The organism is Klebsiella sp. HN106, from assembly GCF_051209435.1.
Classification (GTDB): domain Bacteria; phylum Pseudomonadota; class Gammaproteobacteria; order Enterobacterales; family Enterobacteriaceae; genus Klebsiella; species Klebsiella oxytoca.
This window is the reverse complement of sequence record NZ_JBLURD010000001.1, coordinates 893,566-918,158: the sequence shown is the minus strand read 5'-3', so window position 1 is coordinate 918,158 and position 24,593 is coordinate 893,566. Positions and strand designations below refer to the sequence as shown.

Annotated in this window: 21 protein-coding genes and 1 pseudogene; 10 read left to right on the top strand and 12 right to left on the bottom strand. The window is 56.9% G+C overall.

Annotated elements, in window-relative coordinates:
- Positions 1-80 precede the first annotated feature (80 nt).
- Positions 81-857, top strand: a pseudogene (locus ACSIPU_RS04340) (XdhC family protein); the annotation flags it as partial.
- Between the two features lie 107 nt (positions 858-964).
- On the opposite strand, the gene arcC reads toward ACSIPU_RS04340, so the two are convergent.
- From arcC to ygeW, 5 genes are all read right to left on the bottom strand, one after another.
- Positions 965-1,897, bottom strand: a complete 933-nt coding sequence (arcC, locus tag ACSIPU_RS04335) for a carbamate kinase (RefSeq protein ID WP_004103169.1) — start codon at positions 1,895-1,897, stop codon at positions 965-967.
- 12 nt (positions 1,898-1,909) lie between these two features.
- Positions 1,910-3,316: a dihydropyrimidinase gene (gene hydA, locus ACSIPU_RS04330; RefSeq protein WP_004103167.1), complete on the bottom strand. Its 1,407-nt coding sequence runs from the start codon at positions 3,314-3,316 to the stop codon at positions 1,910-1,912.
- 50 nt (positions 3,317-3,366) lie between these two features.
- Positions 3,367-4,578: a YgeY family selenium metabolism-linked hydrolase gene (locus ACSIPU_RS04325; RefSeq protein ID WP_004113674.1), complete on the bottom strand. Its 1,212-nt coding sequence runs from the start codon at positions 4,576-4,578 to the stop codon at positions 3,367-3,369.
- A 62-nt stretch (positions 4,579-4,640) separates the two neighbouring features.
- Positions 4,641-5,840 (bottom strand): diaminopropionate ammonia-lyase, encoded by a 1,200-nt coding sequence (gene dpaL, locus ACSIPU_RS04320; RefSeq protein WP_017145668.1) that lies wholly within the window; start codon positions 5,838-5,840, stop codon positions 4,641-4,643.
- A 61-nt stretch (positions 5,841-5,901) separates the two neighbouring features.
- Positions 5,902-7,089 carry a knotted carbamoyltransferase YgeW gene (gene ygeW, locus ACSIPU_RS04315; RefSeq protein ID WP_004103164.1) on the bottom strand — a complete coding sequence of 396 codons (1,188 nt, stop codon included), beginning with the start codon at positions 7,087-7,089 and terminating at the stop codon, positions 5,902-5,904.
- A gap of 490 nt (positions 7,090-7,579) precedes the next feature.
- On the opposite strand from ygeW, the gene ACSIPU_RS04310 reads away from it, so the two are divergent.
- Positions 7,580-9,364 carry a sigma-54 interaction domain-containing protein gene (locus ACSIPU_RS04310; protein WP_004103163.1) on the top strand — a complete coding sequence of 595 codons (1,785 nt, stop codon included), beginning with the start codon at positions 7,580-7,582 and terminating at the stop codon, positions 9,362-9,364.
- 71 nt (positions 9,365-9,435) lie between these two features.
- Here ACSIPU_RS04310 and ychF read toward each other — a convergent pair whose 3' ends face one another.
- Entirely contained in the window at positions 9,436-10,530 is a 1,095-nt protein-coding gene (gene ychF / locus ACSIPU_RS04305; RefSeq protein WP_004103162.1) for a redox-regulated ATPase YchF, read from the bottom strand.
- 117 nt (positions 10,531-10,647) lie between these two features.
- Positions 10,648-11,232 carry an aminoacyl-tRNA hydrolase gene (gene pth, locus ACSIPU_RS04300; RefSeq protein WP_004103161.1) on the bottom strand — a complete coding sequence of 195 codons (585 nt, stop codon included), beginning with the start codon at positions 11,230-11,232 and terminating at the stop codon, positions 10,648-10,650.
- A gap of 272 nt (positions 11,233-11,504) precedes the next feature.
- Between pth and ychH the strand changes: the two genes are divergently transcribed.
- On the top strand, positions 11,505-11,780 hold the full coding sequence (gene ychH, locus ACSIPU_RS04295; protein ID WP_004103160.1) for a stress-induced protein YchH: 276 nt from the start codon (positions 11,505-11,507) through the stop codon (positions 11,778-11,780).
- A 209-nt stretch (positions 11,781-11,989) separates the two neighbouring features.
- On the top strand, positions 11,990-13,036 hold the full coding sequence (locus ACSIPU_RS04290) for a MerR family transcriptional regulator (RefSeq protein WP_016808841.1): 1,047 nt from the start codon (positions 11,990-11,992) through the stop codon (positions 13,034-13,036).
- Here ACSIPU_RS04290 and dauA read toward each other — a convergent pair whose 3' ends face one another.
- From dauA to lolB, 4 genes are all read right to left on the bottom strand, one after another.
- Positions 13,037-14,716 carry a C4-dicarboxylic acid transporter DauA gene (gene dauA, locus ACSIPU_RS04285; protein WP_026055944.1) on the bottom strand — a complete coding sequence of 560 codons (1,680 nt, stop codon included), beginning with the start codon at positions 14,714-14,716 and terminating at the stop codon, positions 13,037-13,039.
- 249 nt (positions 14,717-14,965) lie between these two features.
- Complete coding sequence (gene prs / locus ACSIPU_RS04280) at positions 14,966-15,913, bottom strand: ribose-phosphate diphosphokinase (protein ID WP_004103157.1); 948 nt, start codon at positions 15,911-15,913, stop codon at positions 14,966-14,968.
- A 182-nt stretch (positions 15,914-16,095) separates the two neighbouring features.
- Positions 16,096-16,944 (bottom strand): 4-(cytidine 5'-diphospho)-2-C-methyl-D-erythritol kinase, encoded by an 849-nt coding sequence (gene ispE, locus ACSIPU_RS04275; RefSeq protein WP_024274374.1) that lies wholly within the window; start codon positions 16,942-16,944, stop codon positions 16,096-16,098.
- Complete coding sequence (gene lolB / locus ACSIPU_RS04270) at positions 16,944-17,555, bottom strand: lipoprotein insertase outer membrane protein LolB (protein WP_004103154.1); 612 nt, start codon at positions 17,553-17,555, stop codon at positions 16,944-16,946. The genes ispE and lolB overlap by 1 nt, the downstream gene beginning before the upstream one ends.
- A gap of 273 nt (positions 17,556-17,828) precedes the next feature.
- Between lolB and hemA the strand changes: the two genes are divergently transcribed.
- The 6 genes from hemA (at position 17,829) to kdsA (ending at position 23,355) form a co-directional block, all read left to right on the top strand.
- The gene (gene hemA, locus ACSIPU_RS04265) at positions 17,829-19,085 is read left to right on the top strand and encodes a glutamyl-tRNA reductase (protein ID WP_004103152.1); all 1,257 of its coding nucleotides are present in this window, start codon (positions 17,829-17,831) and stop codon (positions 19,083-19,085) included.
- A 42-nt stretch (positions 19,086-19,127) separates the two neighbouring features.
- Positions 19,128-20,210, top strand: coding sequence for a peptide chain release factor 1 (prfA, locus tag ACSIPU_RS04260; protein WP_004103150.1), 1,083 nt, complete (start codon positions 19,128-19,130; stop codon positions 20,208-20,210).
- Complete coding sequence (prmC, locus tag ACSIPU_RS04255) at positions 20,210-21,058, top strand: peptide chain release factor N(5)-glutamine methyltransferase (RefSeq protein ID WP_024274372.1); 849 nt, start codon at positions 20,210-20,212, stop codon at positions 21,056-21,058. The genes prfA and prmC overlap by 1 nt, the downstream gene beginning before the upstream one ends.
- Positions 21,045-21,437 carry an invasion regulator SirB2 gene (gene sirB2 / locus ACSIPU_RS04250; protein ID WP_004103148.1) on the top strand — a complete coding sequence of 131 codons (393 nt, stop codon included), beginning with the start codon at positions 21,045-21,047 and terminating at the stop codon, positions 21,435-21,437. The genes prmC and sirB2 overlap by 14 nt, the downstream gene beginning before the upstream one ends.
- Before the next feature lie 3 nt (positions 21,438-21,440).
- Positions 21,441-22,253, top strand: a complete 813-nt coding sequence (sirB1, locus tag ACSIPU_RS04245; RefSeq protein WP_004103147.1) for an invasion regulator SirB1 — start codon at positions 21,441-21,443, stop codon at positions 22,251-22,253.
- Between the two features lie 247 nt (positions 22,254-22,500).
- The gene (kdsA, locus tag ACSIPU_RS04240) at positions 22,501-23,355 is read left to right on the top strand and encodes a 3-deoxy-8-phosphooctulonate synthase (RefSeq protein ID WP_004103146.1); all 855 of its coding nucleotides are present in this window, start codon (positions 22,501-22,503) and stop codon (positions 23,353-23,355) included.
- An 88-nt stretch (positions 23,356-23,443) separates the two neighbouring features.
- Here the strand turns inward: kdsA and chaA are convergent, their stop codons facing one another.
- Positions 23,444-24,544, bottom strand: a complete 1,101-nt coding sequence (gene chaA / locus ACSIPU_RS04235; protein ID WP_004113666.1) for a sodium-potassium/proton antiporter ChaA — start codon at positions 24,542-24,544, stop codon at positions 23,444-23,446.
- Between the last annotated feature and the right edge of the window lie 49 nt (positions 24,545-24,593).

Sequence of the window (24,593 nt, the reverse complement as noted above, 5' to 3'; positions counted from 1 at the left end):
GGGTAGACTCTCAAACTGAGAACCCGGGGAAATATCGCAGATAATCAAATAGAGCCGTAAACATCGCCTTTGAGGTTGGTATGAATATTTTTGCAGAAGCTGCACGACTTGAGGAGCAGAACCGTCCCTTTGCCCTGGCGCAGATTGTCGAAAGCCGGGGCTCTACCCCCCGACACTCCGCTCAGATGCTCATCCGGGAGGACGGCTCGATTGTGGGCACCATTGGCGGCGGGATGGTGGAGCGTAAAGTCATCGATGAGGCGCTGGAGGCGCTGAGCGAGCGGGAGTCGCGAATGTTCCACGGCCGCATGGCGCGCACCGGTAGCGACGCCGTGGGCTCCGACTGCGGCGGCGCGATGTCGGTTTATATCAGCGTTCACGGCCTGCGCCCGCGCCTGCTGTTGGTCGGCGCCGGGCACGTCAATCGTGCGGTTGCCCACGCCGCGGCGCTGGTGGATTTTGACATCTGCGTGGGCGATATCTATCCCGCCAGCCTTTGCCCGGAGGCTTTTCCGCTTTCGGCGAGGCTGGTCCATGGCTCCAGCTTTACGGAAGTGGTCGAAGCGATGACGGTGCGGCCGCAGGATTTCGTACTGATCGCCACCAACAACCAGGATCGCGAGGCGCTGGACAGGCTGATAACCCAGCCGGTAGCCTGGCTTGGGCTGCTGGCCAGCCGACGGAAAGTGCAGGCTTTTTTACGCCAGATGCGGGAGAACGGCGTGCCGGAGGCGGATATCAGCCGCCTGCGGGCGCCGATTGGTTATGACATCGGCGCCGAGACGCCAAACGAGATTGCTATCAGCGTACTGGCGGAAATCCTGCAGGTGAAAAACGGCGCGCCTGGGGGGCTTATGGATCAGGTGCGGCAATCTTGTCAGCCGGATTGTCTGGCTGAGGCGGTGGCAATCTGAAGAGCAGGGGAGAGTTGCCGGGAGGTTCCCGGCAACCCGTAGCGTACAGTTTATTGGCTTATGATGGTGCCCGTTTTTCCTTCTATCCCCTCTTTGGCTTTGCTTAGCATCGTGATCAGCGCTTTGCGCCCCGGGCCTGAGCGGGCGAAGGCGGCGGCGGCTTCCACTTTTGGCAGCATAGAGCCTTTGGCAAAGTGTCCCTCTTCGATAAAACGTTCGGCATCGCGCAGGGAGAGGTTATCCAGCCACTGCTCGTCAGGTTTACCGAAGTTGATCGCCACCTTCTCCACGGCGGTGAGGATGATCAGCAGATCGGCGTCGATCATCTCCGCCAGCTTCGCGCTGGCCCAGTCCTTGTCGATGACCGCGCTGGCGCCGCGCAAATGATTACCTTCGCGTATGACCGGAATGCCGCCGCCGCCGACGGTGATCACCACGTGGCAGTCATCCATCAGCGCTTTTACCGTTTGTTTCTCGATAATATCGACCGGCTTTGGCGACGCGACGACGCGACGGTAGCCGCGCCCGGCATCCTCTTTCATGATGTAGCCGTTTTGGCTCAGCTTCTCAGCCTCTTCTTTGCTGAAGAATGAGCCGATGGGCTTGGTCGGATTAAGAAAAGCCTCATCGTTAGCGTCCACTTCCACCTGGGTTATCAGGGTGGCCACCGGAATGTCCAGCTGGCGCGTGAGCAGTTCTTCACGAATCGCGTTCTGCAGGTCGTAGCCGATGTAGCCCTGGCTGAGAGCCACGCAGACCGACATCGGTAGCATCGGTGTGTGGGCTTCGGTTTTTGCCGCGGCCTCGAAGGCCTGATTAATCATGCCCACCTGCGGGCCGTTGCCGTGAGTGACCACCACCTGGTGGCCAAGGGAGATAAGATCGACGATCGTCCGGGCGGTGTGCTGTACGGCCCGCATCTGTCCGGCGAGATCGTCGCCCAGCGCATTCCCGCCGAGAGCGAGAACAATTTTTTTACTCATAGCTTCCTCTCATTACGTTTCTGTTCCGCTGACGGCCTGGTGAGCGGTGGAAAAAGGTTGTCGGCGTAAAAAACGGCCCTGTCCGGCGATGCCGGTAAAGGTGCCGTTATCAAAGATCACTCTGCCGTGGGAGAGCGTCTGGCGAATCGCGCCCTGGCAGATAAAGCCTTCATAGGGTGAATAGTCTGCGTTGTCGTGCAGCATGGCATGGCGGATGGTGGTCGTACGCTGTGGATCGATGATAACCACGTCGCCATCGGCGCCGGGCGCCAGCAGACCCTTCTGCGGCCACAGACCAAACAGCTTCGCCGGATTGGCGCTGGTGAGCGCCACAAAGCGCTCGGGGGTGATGCGCCCGGTCATCACGCCGTGCGAGAACAGCAGCAGCAGCCGGTTTTCCACCCCAGGCAGGCCGTTCGGGCAGCGGCTAAAGTCGCCGCCGGAGATCTGCCTGCGCTGCTGCGCAGAGAACGCGCAGTGGTCGGTGGCGACCGTGTCAATATCCCCATCATGGATGCCGCGCCATAGCGCATCGTTATTACTGGCGTTGCGCAGAGGAGGGCTGAGCAGGTAGTTAAGCGCATCTTCACGCTCATAGCAGCGCTCGTCGAGCAGCAGATACTGCGGGCAGGTCTCTACCCACACCGGCTGGTGGCGTCTTCTGGCAAGACGTAGATACTCCAGGCCCAGGGCGTTGGAAAGATGAACAATATAGAGCGGCGCGTTTCCCGCCAGCCTGGCGAGGTTGATCGTTCGGGCGATGGCTTCCGCCTCGCACTCCAGCGGGCGGCTCAGGGCGTGATAGCGCGGCGCGGTTTTACCGGCGTTGATAAATTCCGCCCGGCGCTGGGCGATGGCGGCATCGTTTTCCGGATGGACCGTCGTCAGCGCGCCGGCGCGCTGCAGGTGGCGCATTGCCTGCAGCAACTCGTCATCGTTAAGTTTGTACTGGTAGGTCAGATAGAGCTTAAAGCTGCTGATGCCGCTATCCACCATCATCGGGATCTCGTCGAGAATGCCGTGGTTAACGTGCTGGATAACGCCGTGAAAACTGTAGTCGATAACGGCTTTATAGGCGGCGTAGCCGCGATAGACTTCGAACTGGTGGCGCAGGTGGCAGCCGACGGGGCCAAAGCCCATATGATCAACAATGGTGGTGGTGCCGCCGCAGGCCGCGGCCCGGGTTCCGGTAAAAAAATCATCGCAGCTGCGGGCGAGCCCCACGTCAATATTGAAATGAGTATGAACGTCGACGCCGCCGGGCATCACGTAGCAGCCCTCGGCGTCAATCACTTCGCAGGGTTGTTCTGCCTCAATAGAATCGGCAAGGCGCTTGACGAGGCCATCTTCAATGAGCAGGTCCTGCTTTACCTGTCCGTCGGCGTTGACGACGAGGCCATTTTTAATCAGTACGCGCATAGAAACCTCAACATACCGCCGCAGAGCGCGGCGGCAGACAGGACGAACAATTACTCCGTAGCCAGCCAGCTCAGCGGGATGGCGGCATACATTGCGGCGCAGGTCACCAGATGCGATTTCCAGGTTTTCTCATTTGGCGCGTGCGCTTCCGGCTCTTTCCCTGGCCCAAAACCGATAACCGGAATGCCGTGGCGGCCCATAATTGACACGCCGTTGGTGGAGAAGGTCCACTTATCCACCACCGGCGCTTTGCCGAACAGACCTTCGTAGGCGTTACTCAGGGCGCGGACGGTGAAGTGGTTCTCTTCCACTTTCCAGGTCGGGAAGTAGCATTCGGTCGGGTAGACCAGCCCGGTCCAGGAGGGGCGTTCGTAGTTGTACATTGAGACCACCGCGGCGGCTTTTTTCACCGCCGGCAGCGCGCGGATCTCTTCCAGCGCGCCTTCCCAGGTTTCGCCCCAGGTCAGACGGCGGTCAATGGAGACGGCGCAGCTATCCGCCACCGCGCAGCGGCTCGGCGAGGTGAAGAAAATCTCTGACACGGTCAGGGTGCCTTTGCCGAGGAACTCGTCGTAGCCCAGCTTCTGCGAAAGTTGTTCCAGCTCGGTGAGAATGGGGGCCATTTTGAAGATGGCGTTATCGCCGCGCTCCGGAGCGGAGCCGTGGCAGCTGACGCCCTGAACTTCCACGCGGATCTCCATACGCCCGCGCTGGCCGCGGTAAATCTGGCAGTCGGTGGGTTCGGTGCTGACGACAAATTCAGGACGAATGCCGGATTGTTCAATAATATACTGCCAGCACAGGCCGTCGCAATCCTCCTCCTGAACGGTACCGGTCACCAGCAGGGTATACTCATCTTCCAGACCCAGATCTTTAATAATTTTACCGGCATAAACCATGGAGGCCATTCCGCCCTCCTGGTCAGACGCGCCGCGTCCGCCGATCAGCTCATCGGTCTCCATACCTTCGTACGGGTCGAAGTTCCAGTTTTTGATGTTACCAATGCCGACGGTATCAATGTGCGCGTCCATGGCGACCAGACGCGGGCCGTGGCCGATGTAGCCCAGTACGTTACCCATCGGATCGATTTCCACTTTGTCGAACCCGACTTTCTCCATCTCCTCTTTGATGCGGTGCACCACGCGCTTCTCATCACTGCTTTCGCTGGGGATGGCGATCATATCGCGCAGGAAGCGGGTCATCTCTTTTTCATACTGTTTTGATTTTTCCAGGATCGCGTTGAACGGAATTTGCTTAGCCATAAGGATGTTCTCCAGTTCTGAATACAGGTTTCCCGCCGGGCGGGAGGAATTTGATAAGTCGGCTACTGCGCGGCCGGATGTTTGCCTTCCCAGACGACTTCGCGATAGTGCTTAACGTCGGTGTCGCCCTCGGTGCTAATCACCAGCACCACGGAATCGCTATCCAGCTTGAGCTTGTGCATCAGCGCTTCGCGCTGCGGATGGAAATGAATCGCCGCCAGCAGGCCGAGACCGACGGCACCGGATTCGCCGGAGATGATGCGAGGATCCTGGCCCGTCGGGTTTCCCAGCACCCGCATGCCGAGGGCGGCGACGGCATCCTGACAGGAGACAAACTGCGTGGCGCAGTTGCGCAGCACTTCCCAGCCCAGCGGGTTAGGCTCACCGCAGGCGAGGCCGGCCATAATGGTGGCCATATCGCCGCTGACGTTAACGATCTGGCCCTTCAGGGCAGAGCGGTAGAGACAGTCGGCCAGCTCCGGTTCGACGATAATGGAATGGAGATGCTTCGCGCCGTAGACATCGGCCAGGTAGCCCAGCACGCCGCCCGCCATCGCCCCCACGCCGCCCTGCAGGAGCACGTGCGTCGGACGGGCGATACCCATCGAGGAGAGCTGTTCTACCGCTTCATCAGCGAGGGTGGCGTAGCCCTGCATAATCCAGGTCGGAATTTTTGTGTAGCCTTCCCAGGCGGTGTCCTGCACCACCTCCCAGCCGTTTTTCTGCGCGGTCTGCATGGTAAAGCGGACGGTGTCGTCGTAGTTCATGTCGGTGACGATACACTCGGCGCCGAGGCGCAGAATGGCATCAACCCGCTCCTGTGCGGAACCTTTAGGCATATAGATAACGGCGTTCTGGCCTAACTGGCGGGCCGCCCACGCCACTCCGCGGCCGTGGTTGCCATCGGTGGTGGTGGCGAACGTCATCTTCTCTTTAATGCTGGATTTGAGCGTTTCGAATGATAGGTCGTTGATATCTAAATGGTATTTTTCACAGAGCAGCCTGGCAATAGCGTAAGAGCCACCGAGCATTTTGAAGGCATTGAGGCCAAAGCGCCGGGACTCGTCTTTGACGAGTATTTTTTGCACGCCAAACAGGGCGGAAAGCTCGTTCAGCGCCACCAGCGGCGTAGGCTTATAGCCGGTAATTTTTTGATGAAAGCGGCGAGCCTGCTGCGCCTGCTGGCGTGAAAACAGCGGCGAAGTCTCCCCGTTGAAAAAACGGTTTTCAGCAATATCCATTTTCAGTGAGAAAGCAGACATACTCGATCCTTATCCTTTTATGGGCGAAGTCATGAGGCTGGCCCGCAGGCCAGCCTGGGGATTATTTGATGCGTTTCTGCGCTTCCTTGAGCAGCTGCTCCAGCACCTTGCCCGGATTGGCGTATTTGCGGCACACGATCATCGCGGCGATGATATACGGCTTCCAGCTGGCCTCTTTGTAGGTCGGGATACGGTACTTCTCGAAGACGCCCTCGGTGACTTCGCCCGCGTCGCAGGAGACGCCGGTGATATCCGCCGGCAGGCAGTGCATGTACAGCGCGTCGCCGTCGCGGGTGTGTTTCATCATCTCTTCCGTACAGTGCCAGTCTTTATGTCCGGCGTTCTGTTCAAGGCAGGCTTTTTCCAGCGCCTTCAGACCTTCATGGTCATTCGCGCGCAGCAGCTCGGTGCGTTTTTCCATCACCTTGTACGGCGCCCAGGATTTCGGGTAGACGATATCGGCGTCTTTAAACGCTTCTTCCATGCTGTTTACCTGGCGGAAGCTGCCGCCGGAAGCTTTGGCGTTGTTTTTTGCCACTTCAATAACGTCCGGGATCAGGTCGTAACCTTCCGGGTGGGCGAGGGTAACGTCCATTCCGAAGCGGGTCATCAGGCCGATAATGCCCTGCGGTACCGAGAGCGGTTTGCCATAGCTCGGCGAATAGGCCCAGGTCATAGCGATTTTCTTGCCCTTCAGGTTCTCCAGCGAACCGAAGTGCTCGCGCAGCCAGGCGAGATCGGCCATGGATTGCGTCGGGTGGTCGATATCGCACTGCAGATTGATCAGCGCCGGACGCTGCGGCAGGACGCCCTGCTTGTGGCCGTCATCCAGCGCTTCGCCTACCTCACGCATGTAGGCATTGCCCGCGCCAAGGAACATGTCATCGCGGATGCCGATGGCATCGGCGCAGAAGGAGATCATGTTGGCGGTTTCACGGACCGTTTCGCCGTGGGCAATTTGCGATTTTCCCTCATCCAGATCCTGCTGGGCCAGACCTAACAGGTTGAGCGCGGAGGCATAGGAGAAGCGGGTGCGGGTTGAGTTATCGCGGAATACGGAAATACCTAATCCGCTGTTAAACACTTTGGTGGCGATATTTTCATCGCGCAGGGTTTTCAGCGCGGCGGCGACATCCAGCACCTGCTTCAGCTCATCCGGCGATTGCTCCCAGGTCAGCAAAAAGTCTTTCTCACTGAGATGAGAGTTAAGTTTATTGATATCCTTAATCAGTTCGTTAACAGTTTTCATGTTTCAATCCTGGTCGTGAATGACGGCTTAATGATTGCTGTGCGGTCGGATATGCAGAGTTGCCGAATTAGCGACTGCCAGCGCTGTATAATCACTAACAATAAGCGTGCCAAATCCTCCGCAGGAGGCGACGGTCAAAATTGAATGGTTGAGATTATGCTAACTCGGTCACGAATTCAGGCGTGTTTCTCCGGCAGGGAAACGCTGACATTTGTGCCACTGGCGTCAATTCCAGCACTACAGGCAAGGGAGGGCGCAGTGAATAATACGATTATCATCTTCACACTGCGCCAATATGATAAAATCCGCTGTGAATTTATCATATTGATAAGGAACTGTGATAGCTATTGCATATTTAAGATAAGGTGGGGGGATCGGCCCTATCTATATCAATGCTCGCCGCTAAAGGGAGTGGTATCATTCTTCAGAGATAAATAAAACCGCCTCGCTCGATGCCGATCAGGTGAGCAATAATAGAAGGCCGATATACATGATACCGTCCAAAGCACCTTCCATTTTAATGCAGATTCAGCCTACAATTCAGAAGTTTGCAAGGATGTTGTCCAGCGTACTACAGTTGGAGGTTGAGATTGTCGATAACGAATTATACCGCGTTGCGGGAACCGGGGCTTATAGTAAGCAGATTGGCTATAAATTAAATTCAAATTCACGGCTTCTTCGTTACATTATTGAAACACAGAGCGAAAAGGTCGTCACCCATTCCCGCTTCGATCCTCTCTGCAAAGATTGTAACAATAAGGACAAGTGCGAAGAGAAAGCGTTCCTCGGCACTCCGGTGATGTATCACGACCGCTGCGTTGGCGTTATTAGCCTGGTGGCGCTAACCCGCGAGCAGCAGGAACGTATTAATGAGAACATTCAGGAATTTTCAGATTATGTTCGCCACGTCTCCAGCATATTCGTTTCCCGCTTTTTACAGGAACGGGCGGTTGGCGATAATATCCACAAAATATTTTTAACCATGATTGAAAATATGGACCAGGGCGTGCTGGTGGTAGGCAACGATCAAAAAGTTAAATTTGCCAACCAGGCCGCGCTGAAAATAATGAGCGTGACGCAGGGCCACGTTATTGGCAAGTCCATCCAGTTTCAGCCTTTGACCTTCGAAGATAATTTCAAGCACGGCCATATGCAGCACATTATCTCCTTTGACGATCGCAAGGAGCTCATTATCGGCCAGCTGCACGCGGTGCAGGATCAATGGCTGTTTTTAATGGCCTTTCACCAGTCGCACTCTTCTGGCGATTTCAGCTGCGGGCAGGAAGGGCCGCAAATTGAAGCGATGGTTGGCGAGTGTCGGCCTATGCGGCAGTTGAAAAAGCTCATCAGCCGCGTGGCGCCGAGCCCATCCAGCGTGATGATAGCCGGCGAGAGCGGGACCGGGAAAGAGGTTGTTGCCCGCGCTATCCACAAGCTCAGCGACCGCCACACGAAGCCCTTTATCGCCATTAACTGCGCCGCCATCCCCGAGCAGCTACTGGAGAGTGAACTGTTCGGCTACGTGAAGGGGGCGTTTACCGGCGCATCGGCTAACGGTAAGACCGGCCTGATTCAGGCGGCCAACAGCGGAACGCTATTCCTGGATGAAATTGGCGATATGCCGCTCACCCTGCAGGCCAAGCTGCTGCGGGCCATCGAATCACGAGAGATTCAGCCGGTAGGCGCCAGCCATCCGGTTCAGGTCGATATCCGCATTATTTCCGCAACCAATCAAAACCTTGACCAGTACATTGCGGAAGGGAAGTTCCGCGAAGATCTCTACTATCGCCTGAACGTTATCCCGCTGCGTCTGCCGCCGCTACGCGAACGCCAGGACGACATTGAGCTACTGATTCACTATTTTCTGCATTTGCATACCGGTCGGCTCAACCTGGTTTACCCCGGCGTCGCGCAGGATGTGATCGATTTCCTCAAACGCTACCGCTGGCCGGGCAATATTCGCGAACTCAGCAATTTGATGGAGTACCTGGTCAACGTGGTGCCCTCGGGCGAGATTATCGATATGTCCCTCCTGCCGCCCAATCTGTTGAGCAGCGGTGAACTGGCGAGCCAGCCGACAGCGCCTGTTTCAGCGGCAGCGACCATCGCCCAGGAGGAAAACGTAACGGCGCTGGAAGAGATGGAGCGGCAGATGATCCGTGACGCCCTCTCTCGCTACAGTAATAAAAAGCAGGCAGCGGACGAGCTGGGTATCGGCATCGCCACGCTGTATCGCAAAATAAAGAAATATTCGCTGGCGGCGGGTCAGAACTGACGGGAACGGCGTCAATAAAAAATCCACGCGAGAGCGTGGATTTTATGACTGGTCTCAGAGCGCAGAAAGGCTTAAACGTTGAACAGGAAGTTCATCACATCGCCATCTTTTACGATGTAGTCTTTACCTTCAGCGCGCATTTTCCCGGCTTCTTTGGCACCCTGTTCGCCTTTGTAGGTAATAAAGTCTTCATAGGCAATGGTCTGCGCGCGGATAAAGCCCTTTTCGAAATCGGTGTGGATTTTACCTGCGGCCTGCGGAGCCGTTGCGCCGACCGGGATAGTCCACGCGCGAACTTCCTTCACGCCTGCGGTGAAGTAGGTCTGCAGGTTCAGCAGTTCGTAACCGGCGCGGATAACGCGGTTCAGGCCAGGCTCTTCAAGACCCAGTTCGGCCATAAACTCATCGCGGTCGGCATCGTCCAGCTCGGCGATATCGGACTCAACGGCGGCGCAAACGGCGACGACCACCGAACCTTCGGCAGCGGCGATTTCGCGGACTTTATCGAGATAAGGGTTGTTCTCAAAGCCGTCTTCGTTGACGTTGGCGATATACATGGTCGGCTTCAGGGTCAGGAAGCTCAGGTATTTAATCGCCGCTTTGTCTTCGTCGGTCAGATTTTTCAACGAACGCAGCATACCGGCATTCTCAAGGTGCGGCAGGCATTTTTCCAGCGCCGCCAGCTCGGCTTTCGCGTCTTTATCGCCGCCTTTGGCTTTCTTCTGCACGCGATGGATGGCGCGTTCGCAGGTATCCAGGTCGGAGAGCGCCAGTTCGGTATTGATCACTTCAATATCGTCAGCCGGGTCCACTTTATTGTTAACGTGGATAATGTTGTCGTTTTCGAAACAGCGCACCACGTGACCGATAGCTTCGGTTTCGCGGATGTTGGTCAGAAACTGGTTGCCCAGGCCTTCGCCTTTGGAGGCGCCTTTGACCAGGCCCGCGATATCAACGAATTCCATCGTGGTCGGCAGGATACGCTGCGGTTTAACGATTTCAGCCAGTTTGTCCAGACGCGGATCGGGCATCGGCACGACACCGGTGTTCGGCTCAATGGTACAGAAGGGGAAGTTGGCCGCTTCAATACCCGCTTTGGTGAGCGCATTGAACAGGGTGGATTTGCCGACGTTGGGCAAACCGACGATACCGCATTTGAATCCCATGATTTAAATCACCTTAATCTTTGGATAATCAACCTGTTACAGTGAACAGATTGTAGAAAAGTAAATAACTTCGCCTATTATACACGGTGCGTGACAAAAATTCCGCACGCCGACCGGTTATTGCGCTTTAAAAGCGTGTAAACGGTTGGTCGCTTTGGTCAGGCCATCCTTCATCCACACTTCGGTGCAGCGTACCGCTTCGTCAACGGCCTCATCAATCAGCTTCTGCTCGCTGGCGGGCGGCTTGCCCAGCACAAAACCGACAACTTTATTTTTATCGCCCGGATGGCCGATTCCCACGCGTAAGCGGTGAAAGTTCGGGTTATTGCCCAGCTTGCTAATGATGTCTTTCAGGCCATTATGGCCGCCGTGACCGCCGCCCAGCTTGAACTTAGCGACGCCAGGCGGTAAGTCGAGCTCATCGTGGGCGACCAGGATTTCATCCGGATTAATGCGAAAAAAGGTCGCCATCGCGCCGACGGCTTTACCACTCAGGTTCATAAAGGTCGTTGGGACCAGCAGGCGAACATCCTCGCCCGCAAGGTTAATCCGCGAGGTATAGCCGAAGAATTTGCTCTCTTCGCGCAGCGGCGCGCGGTAGCGTTCTGCCAATAAATCCACGTACCAGGCGCCGGCGTTATGTCGGGTCGCTGCGTATTCAGCGCCGGGGTTCGCCAGGCCGACAATCAGTTTTATGCTCACTTTTTTATCCTGCTTGGATCGTTCTCTGGCGCGTAGTGTACTGTCTGCGCGCGCGGTTGACAAAATTCTGCCAGCGAAGCGCGGCCGGAACGGATAATCACGGCTTTGAACAATTAGAATTTGATGTTGTTCAGTAGGTTATTTGTAAACTTTTGTTGGCAAGATGTTCGCTTATGTGATCGTCCACGCAATCGCTATATTGGCTATTGTCTATACTACACCTATAAGATTTGGGGATATTCCCATGCAACCCAAGGTTCCGGAGGTGACATATGAAACGCAGAAACGCTTCGTTACTCGGTAATGTGCTGATGGGGTTGGGGTTGGTCGTCATGGTTGTCGGCGTTGGTTATTCCATTTTAAACCAGCTTCCGCAGCTTGACCTGCCGCAGTTTTTCGCACACGGCGCGATATTAAGTATCTTTGTCGGCGCGGTACTGTGGCTGGCGGGCGCGCGTATCGGCGGTCATGAACAGGTCAGCGACAGATACTGGTGGGTTCGCCACTACGATAAACGCTGCCGCCGCGATCAGCATCGCCACAGCTGAGTGAATTCTTTTCCACCAGCCGTTGTCAACGGCTGGTGCGTTTTCATGCAGCGTAGTCAGGCTGTCTTTCTGCTGTCGTCTCAATTCCTTATTTCTCTCATTGTGCTTCTTCGGCATAGTCTGCTTAATACCCTCCCCGTATTTAGCGCTTGACCCTGACGTCACGTCAGGCAGCAGAGTCGTGCCACTGGTATACGAAAGGAGCAGCCATGTTAATTCAGGTGGGAGAACTGGCGAAGCGCGCCGGAATGACCGTCCGCACGTTACATCACTATGAACAAACGGGATTGCTGACGCCTTCGGCCAGAAGCGCGGCGGGTTACCGGTTATATAATCTGGCGGCCGTGCAGCGGCTGCATATGATTAAAGCGCTGGCGCAGGCCGGGCTGGAACTCGCCACAATTAAGGACTATCTCGACCGGGACGCCTTCTCGCTGTCCGATCTGCTGGTCAAGCAGATCGCCACCCTCGACCGACAGCTGCAAACTCTCTCAACGCTGCGCCAGCGCCTGGCGCTGCTGCGCGAAGAGCTGGACAGCGGAGGCGAGCCCGATCTTGAGTCCTGGGTACAAACGCTGGAGCTGATGAAAATGTACGATCGCTGGTTTAGTCAACAGGAATTACAGGTGCTGCCGTTTGCGGAGCAGGATGAGCAGCGTAACCAGACATGGCTGGAGTTGGTGGGGGAAGCGCAGCAGCTCATGGGCGAACGCTGCCCGGCAGATGAGCCGCGGGCGATTGCGCTGGCAACCCGCTGGATGGAGCAGCTGGAGCAGGATACCGCCGGCAGGCCGGAGTTTCTGACTCGCCTGAATGAGATGCACGCCGCCGAACCGCAGATGCGTGAACAAACCGGGGTGACGCCGGAGATGATTGATTTCATTACCCGTGCTTTTGCCGAAAGCAAGCTGGCCATCTGGGCGCGCTATCTGAACGCCGAAGAGCTGGCCTTTACCCGGCAGCACTATTTCGATCGCCTGATGGAGTGGCCGGCGCTGGTGGCCGACCTGCATCGGGCCTGTCGTGAGAAGCGAGACCCGGCCTCCCCGGAAGGTCAGCAGCTGGCGCAGCGCTGGCTGGCGCTGTTCCAGTCTTACGCGGGTAAGGATGCGCAGACGCAGCAGAAGTTTCGCTATGCCATGGAGCAGGAGCCGCATTTGATGAAGGGAACGTGGATGACTTCGGAGGTGCTCAGCTGGCTTCAGCAGGCGATTGGCGTGATGATGCGGCAGGCGCAGGGGCCTGCCGCCGAATAATTAAATATCCGCCAGCGCGGCGTTGCGGTCCGGGTAGAAGCTCAGACGGCCCGGAATGGGTTTAACGCCGGCGCGCGCCAGCGTGCGCAGCGGCTGAAACTCCAGATTCGACACGCGCAGTTCACAGCCTTCCGGCAGCTTATTCACGAAGCGCTGGAAGGCATCCAGCCCGCCGGCATCCAGCACCGGCACCGCATCCCATTTCAGCACCACGATACGCTTACCTTCCACTCTGGTTTCGAGGTCGGTAAATAGCCCTTCCGCAGCGGCGAAAAATAGCGGGCCAATCACGCGCAGCACCAGAACGTCGTCAGGAACTTCGACGTTCACCGGAGCGAGGCGGGTCATACGCGCGATCCGGCGCATAAACAGCAGGGAGGCCAGCACAATACCGACGCTGATCGCGATGACCATATCAAACAGTACGGTCAGCGACATGCACATCAGCATGACGATAATGTCGTCTTTTGGCGCATAGCGCAGCAGGTTAACAACCTTGTGCGCTTCGCTCATATTCCATGCCACCATAAGCAGCAGTGCCGCCATAGCGGAAAGCGGCAGCCAGGAGAGCAGGGGAGCGAGGATCAGCAGCGCCATAATGACCAGCAGCGCGTGGATCACGGCGGAAATCGGCGAAGTCGCCCCTGCGCGGACGTTGGCCGCCGAGCGGGCGATGGCGGCGGTGGCGGTAATGCCGCCGAAGAACGGAGCGACGATATTGCCCAGCCCCTGGCCAATGAGCTCGCTATTGGCCTTATGTTTGGTGCCGGTCATGCCGTCCAGCACTACGGCGCACAGCAGGGACTCAATCGCCCCGAGCATGGCCATGGAAAACGCCGCCGGCAGCAGCGCCCGCAGCGAGGACCAGCTAAGCGTGAACTCCGAACCGGGCATATCCCACGGCAGCACCAGCTGCGGCAGCAGCTGCGGAATACCGTTGCCCTGACTGCCGTCGGCGAGAATATAGTGGAACTGAGAGCCGATGGTGGCGACGCTGCCGCCGAGCAGATTAACCACGCCCATGACCGCGCAGCCTGCCAGCAGCGCCGGCAGGTGGCCCGGCAGACGAATACCCAGGCGAGGCCAGATAATCAGCGTGCCCAGCGTGACAATACCGATGGCGGCATCGCCGGGATTAATCGTCGGCAGCGCCATAACCAGCGCGCCGACTTTCTGCAGATAATGTTCAGGCACATGCGCCATCTGCAGACCGAGAAAATCTTTAATCTGCATGGTACCAATGGTGATACCGATCCCGGAGGTGAAGCCGAGGGTAACCGATAGCGGGATATATTCAATCAGCCGGCCAAAGCGTGCCAGGCCGAAAAGAATCAGGAAGATCCCAGACATCAAAGTTGCAACCAGCAGTCCCGCAAGGCCGAACTGCTGCGAGACCGGGTAGAGAATGACCACAAAAGCGGCGGTTGGCCCGGAAACGCTGAAGCGCGAGCCGCCGGTTAACGCAATCACGATCCCCGCCACAGCAGAAGTGTAGAGACCGTACTGCGGCGCCACGCCGCTGCCAATTGCCAGCGCCATCGCCAGCGGGATAGCGATAATCCCGACGGTAATCCCGGCGATCGCATCACGGGTAAACCGCGAAGCGGTATATTTTTCTTTCCAACAAGCGTCGATGAGGGCGCGGAAAGGCATCACATGTGAGGAAAATAATCTGTTCACAATAATGTTTCATCCATGAGCGCATCATCTGTCAACTAAATGGCAGGTGAAGGAGGCATTGGTCATATCCACGCCATCCTTCGGATGCCTCTCTGCTGGCTGCGTTCATTTACCTCGATCACGTACTGCCGGTACGCTCCCGGGGATTCATTCACTTGCCGCCTTGACGCATGCCGAATGATATTGTGGAAGAATAAAAGGTTCAGAGACAAAAAAACCCGCCGCAGCGGGTTTTTGTGCCGGGCTCGATTAATGTTCGAACATAGCAGAGATAGATTCTTCGTTGCTGATACGACGAATCGCTTCGGCCAGCATACCAGACAGCGTCAGAGTACGTACCTTTTCCAGCGCTTTGATTTCCGGCGTCAGCGGAATGGTATCGCAGACGACGAATTCGTCAATCACAGAGTTTTTGATGTTCTGGATGGCGTTGCCGGAGAAGATCGGGTGCGTTGCGTAGGCGAATACGCGTTTAGCACCGCGCTCTTTCAGCGCTTCTGCGGCCTTACACAGGGTGCCGCCGGTATCGATCATATCGTCAACCATCACGCAGTCACGACCAGCGACGTCACCGATGATGTGCATCACCTGAGAAACGTTAGCGCGCGGACGGCGTTTGTCGATGATAGCCATATCGGTATCGTTCAGCAGCTTGGCGATAGCGCGAGCGCGAACCACGCCGCCGATGTCCGGAGAAACCACGATAGGGTTATCCAGGTTCAGCTGCAGCATATCTTCCAGCAGGATCGGGCTGCCGAATACGTTATCCACCGGAACGTCAAAGAAGCCCTGAATTTGTTCTGCGTGCAGGTCAACGGTCAGAACGCGGTCAACGCCGACGCTTGACAGGAAATCAGCAACCACTTTCGCGGTGATAGGAACACGAGCAGAACGAACACGACGGTCCTGGCGAGCATAACCGAAGTAGGGGATAACAGCGGTGATACGACCTGCCGAAGCACGACGCAGAGCATCAACCATAACAACCAGTTCCATCAGGTTGTCGTTGGTGGGAGCACAAGTGGACTGGATGATGAAAATATCACCACCGCGTACGTTTTCATTGATTTGTACGCTGACTTCGCCGTCGCTAAAACGACCTACAGCGGCGTCGCCAAGAGAAGTGTACAGGCGGTTGGCAATACGTTGTGCTAGTTCCGGGGTGGCGTTACCAGCAAAAAGCTTCATATCAGGCACGAGAAGAACCTCAGGCATGCGTCCAGTGGTGGATGAAATGGGCCAAAAACTGTGCGGGTGGGCACGATTTCATCCAGGCGGTGTATTTAAAGAGCCCGATGCAACGTCTGGAACAGGGTGACGTTGTCACCGTAACTCAGTTTCCCCGGCGTTTTCGCCAGATTTGCTATAATAAGCAGAACTTAGCGCAGCGCCTGCTTGAGCGGAGAGATGTTAACACCTCGCGCCACGAAGCCATGCAGCCATGCCGGGGCTTTTTCAAGCACCTGACGAGCGGCGGATTCAGTGTCAAATTCAGCAAATACACATGCACCGGTGCCAGTCAGGCGCGACGGCGCATATTCTAACAGCCAGGAAAGCGCCGCATCAACCTCACGAAAACGTTTTCTTGCGATAACCTCGCAATCATTGCCGAATTTACATTTTAATAACGTATTAATTGACCTGGCCGGGGTATTGCGCGGAAGTTCCGGATCGCGAAAAATGATCGGCGTTGGAATGCTGACCCCCGGATGCGCCACCAGATACCATTTTTCCTCCGGTTCGGCCGGGGTGAGAATTTCCCCGATGCCTTCAGCAAAGGCCGCATGGCCGCGAACGAACACCGGCACGTCGGCGCCGAGCTGCAGACCCAACGCCGCCAGCTCATCTTCCGGAAGATTACAGCCCCACAAGTGATTCAGCGCCACCAGTACGGTGGCCGCGTTGGACGAGCCGCCGCCGAGGCCGCCGCCCATCGGCAGCACCTTATCAATGCTGATATCGGCGCCGCTGCCTGCAGGAAGCTTCCCGTCCTGCGCTGCGGCCTGCATTAACAGCCTGGCCGCGCGAATAATCAGATTCTCTTCATCCGGTACGCCGTCAACCGGCGTTAGCAGACGCAGTTGGCCATCGTCGCGCGGTTCAATCGTCAGCGTGTCGCCATAATCCAGAAACTGAAAAAGCGTCTGCAGCGTGTGGTAACCGTCGGCGCGCTGCCCGGTAATGTATAAAAACAGATTCAGTTTTGCGGGAGAGGGCCAGCGGGTCATCATTTCACAATCCAGTTATCCATTTTCAGCTTGATGCGCTGACTGCCGTCGTTAAGTTCCATATTGGCCGGTAGCGAAGGTTTGGTGTCTGAGGTGTAGCCGCCCCAGGTGACGTGCCAGGTTTTGCCGTTTTGCGTGTAGTTCAGTTCGCGCAGGCGATACTGGTCATCAAGCGAGTAGTCGGTGGCCTCGCCCGGCAGGCCAATGATCCACTGCCGGAGGCTATTGAGCGGAATCGGCATGCCGGTCAGGCGGCCAATCATCTCTTCGGCGTCGGTCGCCGTGTAAGTCTGGCCTTTATTGTCAATCAGCTGCACGTTGCCCGGCTGGGCGGTTAACGACAGTTCGGTGCTGCCGAGCGGGTTAGTCAGCAGCAGGCGGTAGCGGTCCTGGCCCGTCTGCTGCCAGAAGAAGCGGGCATAGACTTTTTGCTCATCAGAAAGATAAGCAAAAGCGCCGCGCGTCTGGAACTGATTAAGATTGCGGACATCTTGCTGGTGCTGACGCCACTGTGGAGAATCCGGGCTTTTACCCGGCCCTTTCGGAGCATTAATCGCACAGGCGGTCAGAACGAGGCTTGCCAGCGGCAACAGGCGGAACAGTCGATTCATAATGATGACAAATCCTTGATGTCTACAGTGAAATGCGGCGGATGAGAGAAACAGGTGGCCGATTTGTGTAGCGGGTTACAATTATAACCATTAATGCTAGCGTTGCCGGGCGGTAGCGTCTACGTTCAAGTTGTCTGAAATCAAAAAATTACCGTTAATGGCTATTACAGATTAGCTATTACTCCAAAAGGGGAGCCTCTCTTTTATTGATTACGCGCATCCTGTATGATGCCTGCAGACTAACCTTAGCAACGCTGGTACTACTCCCTCACAATGACCCTTTTAGCTCTTGGCATTAACCACAAAACAGCTCCTGTAGCGCTGCGAGAACGCGTAACGTTTTCGCCGGATACGCTCGATCAGGCGCTGGAGAGCTTGCTGGCCCAGCCAATGGTGCAGGGCGGAGTGGTGCTGTCGACCTGTAACCGCACGGAACTTTATCTCAGCGTCGAAGAGCAGGATAACCTCCAGGAAGCTCTTATTCGCTGGCTGTGCGACTACCACGGTTTAAATGAAGAGGACCTGCGTAAAAGCCTTTACTGGCATCAGGACAACGAGGCGGTCAGCCACCTGATGCGCGTCGCCAGCGGTCTTGATTCGCTGGTGCTGGGCGAACCGCAGATCCTCGGGCAGGTGAAAAAAGCCTTTGCGGATTCCAGCCGTGGGCACCTGAACGTCAGTGAACTGGAGCGCATGTTCCAGAAGTCGTTCTCAGTGGCCAAACGGGTGCGCACCGAAACCGATATCGGCGCCAGCGCGGTCTCCGTGGCGTTCGCTGCCTGTACTCTGGCGCGGCAAATCTTCGAATCACTCTCCAGCGTGACCGTGCTGCTGGTCGGCGCCGGTGAGACTATCGAACTGGTGGCTCGCCATCTGCGCGAACATAAAGTCCGCAAGATGGTGATTGCCAACCGCACCCGCGAGCGCGCTCAGGCGCTGGCCGATGAAGTCGGCGCGGAGGTGATCGCGCTGAGCGATATCGACGAGCGGCTGAAAGAGGCCGATATCATCATCAGTTCTACCGCCAGCCCGCTGCCGATTATCGGCAAGGGGATGGTGGAGCGCGCGCTGAAGGCGCGCCGCAATCAGCCGATGCTGCTGGTGGATATCGCCGTTCCGCGCGATGTCGAACCGGAGGTTGGCAAGCTGGCGAACGCCTATCTTTACAGCGTGGACGATCTGCAAAACATCATTCAGCACAATCTGGCGCAGCGTAAAGCCGCGGCGGTGCAGGCGGAAACCATTGTTGAGCAGGAAGCCAGCGAGTTTATGGCCTGGCTACGCGCCCAGAGCGCCAGCGAGACCATCCGCGAATATCGTTCCCAGGCCGAGCAGGTCCGCGAGGAGCTGACGGCGAAAGCGCTGGCAGCGCTCAATCAGGGCGGCGATGCGCAGGAAATCATGCAGGATCTGGCGCGCAAGCTCACTAACCGCCTGATCCACTCGCCAACCAAATCTCTTCAGCAGGCCGCCCGTGACGGGGATGATGAACGCCTGCATATTCTGCGCAACAGCCTCGGGCTGGAATAGCGCACCTTTATCTCTTTTTTAGGACAGGGTGAATTTACGCCTATGAAGCCTTCTATTGTTGCCAAACTGGAAGCCCTCTATGAACGCCATGAGGAAGTTCAGGCGCTCCTCGGCGATGCCGCAACCATCGCCGATCAGGATAAATTTCGCGCGTTGTCGCGCGAATACGCGCAGCTGAGCGACGTCGCGCGCTGCTATACCGACTGGCGTCAGCTGCAGGATGATATTGAAGCCGCGCAGATGATGCTCGACGATCCGGAGATGCGCGAAATGGCGCAGGAAGAGCTGCGCGAAGCGAAAGAAAAGGGTGAGCAGATGGAGCAGCAGCTGCAGGTTCTGCTGTTGCCAAAAGATCCGGACGACGAGCGTAACGCGTTTGTTGAAGTTCGTGCCGGCACCGGCGGTGATGAAGCGGCGCTGTTCGCGGGCGATCTGTTCCGTATGTATAGCCGTTACGCGGAATCACGCCGCTGGCGCGTGGAAATCATGAGCGCCAACGAAGGCGAGCACGGCGGCTTCAAAGAGGTGATTGCCAAAATCAGCGGCGACGGCGTCTATGGACGACTGAAGTTCGAATCCGGCGGCCATCGCGTTCAGCGCGTCCCGGCCACCGAATCCCAGGGGCGTATCCACACCTCCGCCTGCACCGTGGCGGTGATGCCGGAGCTCCCGGAAGCCGAAATGCCGGATATCAACCCGAGCGACCTGCGCATCGATACCTTCCGCTCCTCCGGCGCGGGCGGTCAGCACGTTAACACCACCGACTCGGCAATTCGTATTACCCACCTGCCGACCGGCATTGTCGTCGAATGCCAGGATGAGCGTTCCCAGCATAAAAACAAAGCCAAAGCGCTATCGGTACTTGGCGCGCGTATCCGCGCCGCGGAAGTCTCCAGACGCCAGCAGGCGGAAGCCTCCGAGCGCCGTAACCTGCTGGGCAGCGGCGATCGCAGCGATCGTAACCGTACCTATAACTATCCGCAGGGCCGCGTGACCGATCACCGCATCAACCTGACGCTTTACCGTCTGGATGAAGCGATGGAAGGCAAGCTGGATATGCTGATTGAGCCGATCGTTCAGGAGTATCAGGCCGATCAGCTGGCAGCCCTTTCCGAGCAGGAATGATGACTTTTCAGCAGTGGCTGACGCAGGCCATCGCTCGTCTGAGCCAAAGTGAAAGCCCGCGCCGGGATGCCGAAATCCTGCTGGGTCACGTGACCGGCAAAGCGCGGACCTATATTCTCGCCTTTGGCGAAACGGCGCTGACGGCGGAGCAGGCCGTCGAGCTGGAAACGCTGCTGAGCCGTCGCGCACGGGGCGAGCCGGTGGCTCACCTGGTGGGCCAGCGCGAATTCTGGTCGCTGCCGCTGTTCGTTTCTCCGGCCACGCTGATCCCCCGTCCGGATACCGAATGCCTTGTTGAGCAGACGCTGATGCGGTTACCCGGCAAGCCGTGCCGCATTCTCGATCTCGGTACCGGCACCGGCGCTATCGCTCTGGCGCTGGCCAGCGAACGCCCCGATTGCCACGTCACCGCCGTTGACTTTATGCCCGATGCGGTTGCGCTGGCGGCGCGTAACGTTGAGCACCTCGCCATCAAGAACGTTACCGTGCTGCAAAGCCACTGGTATAGCGCGCTCGGCGCACAGCCGTTCGACATCATCGTCAGTAATCCACCCTATATTGATGAAACCGACCCGCATCTTGCACAGGGCGATGTGCGCTTTGAGCCAAAAACGGCGCTGGTCGCCGCCGATGGCGGCCTCGCCGATCTGGCTTACATCATTCGCGAAGGCCGCCGCTTCCTGACTCCCGGCGGTTTGATGCTGCTGGAACACGGCTGGAAGCAGGGGGAAGCGGTGCGCGCAATCTTTCGCGAGGCGGGTTATGGCAATATTGCTACCTGCCGCGACTACGGCGACAACGAGCGTCTGACGCTCGGGCAATATCAGGAGGCGTATGAATCTGTTTAACGCTGTCCTGTATCTGCATATCGCCTGCGTGGTGGTCTCGGTCAGCCTGTTTGTCCTGCGCTACTGGTGGCACTGGAGCGGCAATCGCCGGCTCGACCAGCGCTGGGTTCGCATCGCGCCGCACTGCAGCGATACGCTGCTGTTTCTCAGCGGCGCCGGATTAATGGCAATAACGCACTATCTGCCGTTTACCGAAGAGGGTACATGGCTGACTGAGAAGCTGTTTGGCGTTATCATTTATATCGCATTGGGATTTATCGCGCTGGGCCGTCGTCGTCCGCGCAGTCAGCAGAGCCGGTTTGTCGCCTTTCTGCTGGCCCTGGTGGTGTTGTTTATCATTATTCAACTCGCCATCACAAGAACACCGTTACTGGGGTAAGGCATGAGGTCGTTAGCTGATTTCGAATTTAATAAAGCGCCGTTATGTGACGGCATGGTCCTCATTTCTGAATTAATCCGCGACGATTTTCCGACGCACTATGTGCAGGATGAGCTGGAGCGGCTGCTGGCCCTGGCGCGTGAGGAGATTGCCTCCTCGTGGGACCAGGAGCGCCAGATAGAGCGTTTGCTGGAGCTTTTCTACAATGACTGGGGCTTTAGCGATTCGCGCGGCGTATACCGTCTGTCCGACGTGCTATGGCTTGATAAAGTGTTGAATAATCGCCAGGGTAGCGCGGTGTCGTTAGGCGCGATCCTGCTGTGGATTGCTCAGCGTCTGGCGCTACCGGTGGTGCCGGTGATTTTCCCGACCCAGATGCTGCTTCGCGCCGACCCTGAAGAGAGCGAGGAGATGTGGCTCATTAATCCGTTTAACGGCGAAACGCTCAACGAGCATACGCTGGAAGTGTGGCTGAAGGGCAATATTAGCCCGGTTGCCGAGCTGTTTAACGAAGACCTTGATGAAGCGGATAACGCGGAGGTGATCCGCAAGCTGCTCGATACCCTTAAATCGGCGCTGATGGAAGAGCGGCAGATGGAGCTGGCGCTACGGACCAGCGAAGCGCTGCTGCAGTTCAATCCGGAAGACCCGTACGAAATTCGCGACCGGGGGCTGATATACGCCCAGCTGGATTGCGATCACGTGGCGCTGCAGGACCTTAATTACTTCGTTGAACAGTGCCCGGAGGATCCCATCAGCGAGATGATCCGCGCGCAGATCAACACCATTTCGCACAAACAAATTACATTGCATTAAAGCCAATCCCAGCAGGCGTTCCTGGCGCAGCCAGTTTGGACACGGACAGCGCGCAGAAACCGGAGCGTACACGTAGTACGTGAGGATTGACTCGCGACGCTCGCCCTCCGGGCCGCCCTGAAGGGCGTTCAAAATACTTTCGTATTTTGTCGAGCACTGCCCAGGTCCAAAATGGCAAGTAAAATAGTCCTGATTGGATAGGCTTTAGTCTGAAACCATTCCGGTTACACCCTGATAAGGCGAACTTATGAAACAAAAAGTGGTTAGCATTGGTGATATCAACGTAGCAAACGACCTGCCATTCGTGCTGTTTGGCGGCATGAACGTGCTGGAGTCCCGCGATCTTGCGATGCGTATCTGCGAACACTACGTGACCGTTACGCAGAAGCTGGGCATTCCTTACGTGTTCAAAGCCTCTTTTGATAAAGCTAACCGTTCTTCCATCCACTCCTATCGCGGGCCGGGTCTGGAAGAAGGGATGAAGATTTTCCAGGAGTTGAAACAGACTTTCGGCGTGAAAATAATCACCGACGTTCACGAAGCCAGCCAGGCGCAGCCGGTCGCTGACGTGGTGGATGTTATTCAGCTGCCAGCGTTCCTCGCCCGTCAGACCGATCTGGTTGAAGCGATGGCGAAAACCGGCGCGGTTATCAACGTGAAAAAACCGCAGTTCGTGAGTCCGGGCCAGATGGGCAATATCGTCGATAAGTTTATCGAAGGCGGCAACGACAAAGTGATCCTTTGCGATCGCGGCGCAAACTTCGGCTACGACAACCTGGTCGTCGATATGCTGGGCTTTGGGGTGATGAAAAAAGCCTCCAATAACTCACCGGTTATCTTCGACGTTACCCACGCCCTGCAGTGCCGCGACCCGTTTGGCGCGGCCTCCGGCGGCCGTCGCGCTCAGGTTGCCGAACTGGCGCGCGCCGGGATGGCGGTTGGGATCGCGGGCCTGTTTATTGAAGCGCATCCGGATCCGGAGCACGCGAAATGCGACGGTCCTTCCGCGCTGCCGCTGGATAAACTGGAGCCGTTCCTCAAGCAGATGAAAGCCATCGACGATCTCGTTAAAAGCTTTGATGAGCTCGATACCAGCAAGTAATCGCCGCTGAAACGACAAAAGCCTGCCGGTTTTACAACCGGCAGGCTTTTTTGATCTCCCCGAACGGCATGACGCCGCCGGGGGAGGCTCAGGCAAAAATGGTCATCAGGTAGGCAGCGAACAGCGCCAGATGCGCCGCACCGTTCAGCACATTGGTGCGTCCGGTAGAGAACGATATCTGGCACAGCAGCAGCGAGGCGACCATCACGACCATCTCCGGGGCGCCAAGGCCAAAACGCAGTTCGTTACCGGTGAGGAAGGCGATAAGCGTCACTACTGGTACGGTCAGGGAAATGGTGGCCAGCACGGAACCGAAAAACAGGTTCATCGCCCGCTGGACCTGATTGTTTAATACGGCCTTCAGCGCGCCAAGGCCCTCCGGGGAGAGGATCAGCAGCGCCACCAGGAAGCCGGTAAAGGCAACGGGAGCGTTCATGCTGGTCAACAGCGTCTCCAGCGGATTGGCATTCATTTTAGTGACCGCAATAACCGCAACCAGATGTATCAGCAGCCAGGCGGTGTGCCACTTGCTGCTGTGCGCCGACGGTTTGCCGTGATGCGGGTCATCGTCGTCGCCGTCATCCTCATGTTCGTAAACAAACAGGCTCTGGTGCGTTTTCGTTTGAATCAGCAAGAAGACGCCGTACATAGCGGCGGAGATCAGCGCCACCAGCAGCGCCTGGCCGGTGGTAAAGTTGGCCCCGGGCAGCGCCATCGGGAAGACCAGAACGATTATCGCCAGCGGAAAGAGGGCGATAAGGTACTGTTTAATCCCGAACAGATTCATATACTGGGTGGCGAATTTGCGCCCGCCCAGCAGTAAAGAGAAACCGACAAGCCCGCCGGTAACAATCATAATGATCGAATAAAGCGTATCGCGCATCAGAGTCGGCGCTGCGTCGCCGGTAGCCATTAATGCGGAAATCAGGCTGACTTCAAGAATCACCACTGAGAGGCTTAAAATTAACGATCCGTAAGGTTCGCCAAGGCGGTGGGCCAGCACGTCGGCGTGGCGGACGACGCTAAAGGCGCTGCTTAGTATGCCGACCAGCGCCAGAATATTAATCGCAACGACCACTGGCAGTGACTGGCTGCTTCCCCAGAAGAACAGCACCGCCAGCGCCAGAACCGGAAAGGCGAGGGAGGTCTCCTTGTGGCGGGTTTTTACCGCCTCATGTGCATCGGTCATGAATTATCTCCAGCTATGCAGGTGTTATAATTATAGATATCGTAAGTTA

Bases quoted from the DNA above. Each gene is read 5' to 3' on its own strand.
- arcC (WP_004103169.1), bottom strand. From the start codon at position 1,897: ATGAGTAAAAAAATTGTTCTCGCTCTCGGCGGGAATGCGCTGGGCGAC.
- hydA (WP_004103167.1), bottom strand. From the start codon at position 3,316: ATGCGCGTACTGATTAAAAATGGCCTCGTCGTCAACGCCGACGGACAG.
- ACSIPU_RS04325 (WP_004113674.1), bottom strand. From the start codon at position 4,578: ATGGCTAAGCAAATTCCGTTCAACGCGATCCTGGAAAAATCAAAACAG.
- dpaL (WP_017145668.1), bottom strand. From the start codon at position 5,840: ATGTCTGCTTTCTCACTGAAAATGGATATTGCTGAAAACCGTTTTTTC.
- ygeW (WP_004103164.1), bottom strand. From the start codon at position 7,089: ATGAAAACTGTTAACGAACTGATTAAGGATATCAATAAACTTAACTCT.
- ACSIPU_RS04310 (WP_004103163.1), top strand. From the start codon at position 7,580: ATGATACCGTCCAAAGCACCTTCCATTTTAATGCAGATTCAGCCTACA.
- ychF (WP_004103162.1), bottom strand. From the start codon at position 10,530: ATGGGATTCAAATGCGGTATCGTCGGTTTGCCCAACGTCGGCAAATCC.
- ychH (WP_004103160.1), top strand. From the start codon at position 11,505: ATGAAACGCAGAAACGCTTCGTTACTCGGTAATGTGCTGATGGGGTTG.
- ACSIPU_RS04290 (WP_016808841.1), top strand. From the start codon at position 11,990: ATGTTAATTCAGGTGGGAGAACTGGCGAAGCGCGCCGGAATGACCGTC.
- ispE (WP_024274374.1), bottom strand. From the start codon at position 16,944: ATGACCCGCTGGCCCTCTCCCGCAAAACTGAATCTGTTTTTATACATT.
- lolB (WP_004103154.1), bottom strand. From the start codon at position 17,555: ATGAATCGACTGTTCCGCCTGTTGCCGCTGGCAAGCCTCGTTCTGACC.
- hemA (WP_004103152.1), top strand. From the start codon at position 17,829: ATGACCCTTTTAGCTCTTGGCATTAACCACAAAACAGCTCCTGTAGCG.
- prfA (WP_004103150.1), top strand. From the start codon at position 19,128: ATGAAGCCTTCTATTGTTGCCAAACTGGAAGCCCTCTATGAACGCCAT.
- prmC (WP_024274372.1), top strand. From the start codon at position 20,210: ATGACTTTTCAGCAGTGGCTGACGCAGGCCATCGCTCGTCTGAGCCAA.
- sirB2 (WP_004103148.1), top strand. From the start codon at position 21,045: ATGAATCTGTTTAACGCTGTCCTGTATCTGCATATCGCCTGCGTGGTG.
- sirB1 (WP_004103147.1), top strand. From the start codon at position 21,441: ATGAGGTCGTTAGCTGATTTCGAATTTAATAAAGCGCCGTTATGTGAC.
- kdsA (WP_004103146.1), top strand. From the start codon at position 22,501: ATGAAACAAAAAGTGGTTAGCATTGGTGATATCAACGTAGCAAACGAC.
- chaA (WP_004113666.1), bottom strand. From the start codon at position 24,544: ATGACCGATGCACATGAGGCGGTAAAAACCCGCCACAAGGAGACCTCC.